At 48.3% G+C, this 4,265-nt stretch carries 5 protein-coding genes and 1 pseudogene; all 6 read left to right on the forward strand.

Annotated features, from left to right (window positions below):
- A pseudogene (locus tag VIM91_RS05350) lies at positions 1 to 127 on the forward strand (IS3 family transposase); the annotation flags it as partial.
- A 140-nt stretch (positions 128 to 267) separates the two neighbouring features.
- Positions 268 to 1,113: a diaminopimelate epimerase gene (gene dapF, locus VIM91_RS05355; protein WP_331863788.1), complete on the forward strand. Its 846-nt coding sequence runs from the start codon at positions 268 to 270 to the stop codon at positions 1,111 to 1,113.
- On the forward strand, positions 1,110 to 1,778 hold the full coding sequence (locus VIM91_RS05360) for a DUF484 family protein (RefSeq protein WP_331863789.1): 669 nt from the start codon (positions 1,110 to 1,112) through the stop codon (positions 1,776 to 1,778). The genes dapF and VIM91_RS05360 overlap by 4 nt, the downstream gene beginning before the upstream one ends.
- A gap of 117 nt (positions 1,779 to 1,895) precedes the next feature.
- Positions 1,896 to 2,864, forward strand: coding sequence for a tyrosine recombinase XerC (locus tag VIM91_RS05365; RefSeq protein ID WP_331863790.1), 969 nt, complete (start codon positions 1,896 to 1,898; stop codon positions 2,862 to 2,864).
- A gap of 11 nt (positions 2,865 to 2,875) precedes the next feature.
- On the forward strand, positions 2,876 to 3,430 hold the full coding sequence (hslV, locus tag VIM91_RS05370) for an ATP-dependent protease subunit HslV (protein WP_331863791.1): 555 nt from the start codon (positions 2,876 to 2,878) through the stop codon (positions 3,428 to 3,430).
- A gap of 28 nt (positions 3,431 to 3,458) precedes the next feature.
- On the forward strand, positions 3,459 to 4,073 hold the full coding sequence (locus VIM91_RS05375) for a YqhA family protein (protein WP_331863792.1): 615 nt from the start codon (positions 3,459 to 3,461) through the stop codon (positions 4,071 to 4,073).
- Positions 4,074 to 4,265: the final 192 nt, after the last annotated feature.

Consider the following 4,265-nt stretch of genomic DNA (forward strand, 5'->3'; position numbering starts at 1 on the left):
TAGGGAGATGGCTTGGTTCTGGCGGTTAGATTATAACGAAGAACGCACCCATGAAAGTCTGGGTAATCTGCCACCGGCAGCTTATCGAGTAAAACTAGAAAACTCTACTTTACCAGTGTTTCACTAATGGGGAAGTGGACAGGTGGGTTAACTTACTAAGTCCCCCTTGATTGCTGGTAAGTGGTTTATAATTTGTCTGTCTTTTAATATATTCATTAGGCTTTGGGGTGGTTGAAGCACCAGGCCTGGTGGTTTTAGGAATATTGCATGGGTTTACGTTTTACAAAAATGCACGGTTTGGGTAACGATTTTATGGTGATTGATGCCATTTCGCAGCCTATGACGTTTAGCGCGAACCAAGTGAAAGCTTGGGCGAATCGCCACACGGGGGTGGGGTTTGATCAGTTGCTGGTGGTGGAAAAGCCCAGCAATGATCAGGCTGATTTTCGTTACCGAATTTTTAATGCGGATGGTTCAGAAGTCCAGCAATGCGGCAATGGCGCGCGTTGTTTTGCGCGTTTTGTGTTTGATAAAGGCCTAACCCAGAAACGTGAAATTCCGGTCGAAACCGCATCGGGTTTAATTGTGTTGTATTTGGAAGACGATGGCCAAGTGCGGGTAAATATGGGCGTGCCGAAATTTGCGCCGCAAGCCTTGCCGTTTGACGCGCCAGAGCAAGCGCAACAATATGAGATCGAAGCGCTCAACCAGGCCTGGTGCATTGGTGCGGTGTCGATGGGCAATCCGCATGCGGTGCTTGAAGTGGAGAATATTCAACAGGCGCCAGTGGAAGCTTTGGGCGCGGCGTTGGAATCACACCCGCGTTTTGCTGAACGAGTGAATGTCGGCTTTGCGCAAGTCATCTCGCGCCAACAAATTCAATTACGTGTGTTTGAACGCGGCGCGGGTGAAACCCAAGCTTGTGGCACCGGCGCCTGTGCGGCGATGGCGGTGATGCGTTTGTGGGGCAGGGTGGATGAGTCGGTGACGGTGAGTTTACCCGGCGGCGATTTGTTGATCCACTGGAGCGGCGAGTCGAGTGCGCCTTTATGGATGACCGGCCCAGTGGCGACGGTATTTGAGGCAGAATTGACCGATGAGGTGAGCGGGTGATTAAAGCCGACGAAATTCACGCCGAACACGTAGCGAATTATTTAGCTCACAACCCTGAGTTTTTTCATGTGTTTCCGAATTTGCTGGACAAATTAAGCATTCCGCATCCGTCGTCTGGCAAAGCGGTGTCTTTGCTGGAACGTCAGGTTTGGCAGTTGCGCGAACAAAAAGAAAAACTGCAAGACGAGGTGGATTCGCTGGTGGATATCGCGGGCGATAACGGGCGTTTATTGCATAAAGTGCAACAGCTCACCCGTCAGATGATGGCCGCCGAAACCGAACAGCAAGCGGTGGATGCGATTTACGCGCAAATGCGTGATGTGTTTAAAGTCGATTATATGACGCTGGTGTCTTGGGAAGTACCGCGTCAGGGCATTCAAGGCATCAGTCAATTAGGTGTGCGTCAAGATTGGGTTAAAAACCTACGCGAAACCCTGCAACCCGGTAAGCCGGTGTGTGGCTTGATTGAAGAAAAATGGAAAACCGGTTTATTCCATGGCGAATCGGATGTGCATTCGGTGTGTTGTTTGCCGTTGGGTTGGGATCGAGTTTGGGGCGTGTTGGCCTTAGGCAGTCCAACCGATCGCTTTCAGCCCGACTTAGGCACCTACTTTTTAAAGGTCATGGCGGAGTTGATTACGGCTCGGTTGAATCGGTTGTTTTGAGGGTCTTTGAACCACGAAGGGCACGAAGATTTTGATACGTTTCCCCTTAACCCCCTCCTTTATGCCCTTTGGGTGCTGAGGGAGGGGCTTTTTATGTTGGTATGGTAAAAGGGATGTATGCAGCAGATTAGACGGTTTTTAGATCAGATGCAGGCGCAGAATAAATCGGCGCATACGCGTAGCAATTATCAGCGTGATTTGCTGACGTTTGTGGCGTTTCATTTGACGGTCGACGCGCAAAACTCGGCTGATAAATTGGACGAGCACCAGGTCTGGTCGTTTGATGAATTATGGCAACACATGCCTAGCCTAAACTGGGTGGAATTGACCTCAAAAGACATCAAACGATTTGTGATGCAGCGCGTTAAAGTCGGCATAAGCGCCAGTAGTGTCGCGCGTCAGTTGTCGGCATTGCGCAGCTTTTTTCAATTTATGCTCACCGAAGGGCTGATACAACATAATCCCGCCAAAACTGTTAAAGCGCCCAAACAACCCAAACCCTTACCTAAAAGCTTGGATGTAGACCAAACTCGTCAATTGCTCGAACAACCCATCGAAGGTTGGCAATCCATTAGGGATCAGGCGATGTTTGAATTGCTGTATTCGGCCGGATTACGTGTCGCCGAACTGGTGAGTTTGGATTTATCACCCGGTCTGGATGGTTTAAGCGCGGGCACAATAAAGGTTTTAGGTAAGGGTAATAAACAGCGTGTCGCCTTAGTGGGCCAACAAGCGCAAAGCGCGATGCAGGCCTGGTTGTTAGCGCGTGCCGAATTTGCCAAGCCAGACGAAACGGCGGTGTTTATTAACCAAAAAGGTCAGCGTTTAAGCACGCGTTCGGTGCAGTTAAGATTAGACAAACGCACACGTGAAGCTGGGCTGGCCACCAAAATGTCGCCGCATCGCTTGCGTCACGCCTGCGCCACGCATGTGTTAGAATCCAGCGGTGATTTGCGCGCAGTGCAGGAGTTATTGGGGCACGCCAATTTATCCACCACTCAGATTTACACCAAGTTGGATATGCAACATTTGGCTCAGGTTTATGACCAAGCGCATCCGCGAGCGCGTAAAATAGCGAAAAAATAGAGGACAGATTTATGCAACATCATCCAGAAACAATCTACGGCACCACGATTTTATGCGTTAAACGCGGCGGTAAAATGGTGATCGGCGGCGACGGTCAGGTCACCTTGGGCAATATCGTGATGAAAGGCAATGCGCGTAAAGTACGTCGTTTATATGACGGTAAAGTGCTCGCTGGTTTTGCGGGGGCGACCGCGGATGCCTTTACCTTGTTTGAGCGTTTCGAAGGTCGTTTGCAAACCCACAATGGCCAATTAATGCGCTCGGCGGTGGAAATGGCAAAAGATTGGCGCACCGATCGCGCGTTACGCAAACTCGAAGCCATGATGATTGTCGCCGATGCCGATACCATGTTATTAATTTCTGGCACAGGTGATGTGATCGAACCACAGGACGACTTTATCGCCATCGGTTCGGGCGGCAGCTACGCACACGCGGCGGCACAAGCTTTAATGCGCCATAGTGAGATTGGCGCGGAAGACATGGTTAAAAATGCTTTAACTATCGCGGCGGATTTATGCATTTATACCAATCACAATTTTACAATTGAAACCTTAGAAAATTCTTAAACAAGATTCCTAAACTCGGAGACGAAATATGAGTGACAAAATTAATGAAACATTCGGTTCTTGCGAGACGAAAAGCGCCGGAGTGAAAGGCTTTGAGGCCGTACTTTGGCACAGCCGTTTGGTGGTGTTGTCAGCGGTGATCGCGAGTTTAATTATTGCGTTTGTGATGTTTTATATCACATCGGTTGAAGTCTTCCACTTGCTAGCTTATTTGGGTGAATACCACACCTTAGAATACGCCGAGCGTGCGGCTTTAAAATCGAAAGTGATTGGTACGGTAATCGGGGCGGTAGATGGTTTCTTAATCGGCGCGATTATGTTGATTTTCTCATTAGGTTTATACGAGTTGTTCATTTCTAAACTCACGATTGCCAAAAAAGCTTATGGTGCTAGCCAAATTTTGGTGATTAATAGCTTGGACGATTTAAAAGATAAGTTAGCCAAAGTGATTTTATTGGTATTGGTAGTGATGTTTTTCGAAGCCGCGATTTACTTAAAACCGAGCACACCGATTGATTTATTGTATTACGCGGTTGGCATTGCGTTAGTTGGTTTGGCGTTGTATTTCTCGCATATTGCGTTTGCCAAGGCTAAAAAAGATAAAACTCAAAGTACGTTGTTATCAGAAGAGTCCAACAGCTAATTTAAGATTCAAGTTTAGATTTATCGAGTTAAATAAAAAAGCAGGCACCAGGCCTGCTTTTTTGTGTCTAAACACCACCAGGCCTGGTGGTGGGTCAAAACGAGCTGCATCGAATTTAAGCGATCTGCAAACCTTGCAGCATGGGCAAGTCGCGGCGCAGGAAGTCTTCGGCGCGTTCGTTTAAATCAGCCA

This window comes from Thiomicrospira sp., assembly GCF_036568485.1.
Taxonomy (GTDB): domain Bacteria; phylum Pseudomonadota; class Gammaproteobacteria; order Thiomicrospirales; family Thiomicrospiraceae; genus Thiomicrospira.

Excerpts from the sequence above, each read along its gene's own strand:
- dapF (WP_331863788.1), top strand. The coding sequence starts at position 268 with ATGGGTTTACGTTTTACAAAAATGCACGGTTTGGGTAACGATTTTATG.
- VIM91_RS05365 (WP_331863790.1), top strand. The coding sequence starts at position 1,896 with ATGCAGCAGATTAGACGGTTTTTAGATCAGATGCAGGCGCAGAATAAA.
- hslV (WP_331863791.1), top strand. The coding sequence starts at position 2,876 with ATGCAACATCATCCAGAAACAATCTACGGCACCACGATTTTATGCGTT.
- VIM91_RS05375 (WP_331863792.1), top strand. The coding sequence starts at position 3,459 with ATGAGTGACAAAATTAATGAAACATTCGGTTCTTGCGAGACGAAAAGC.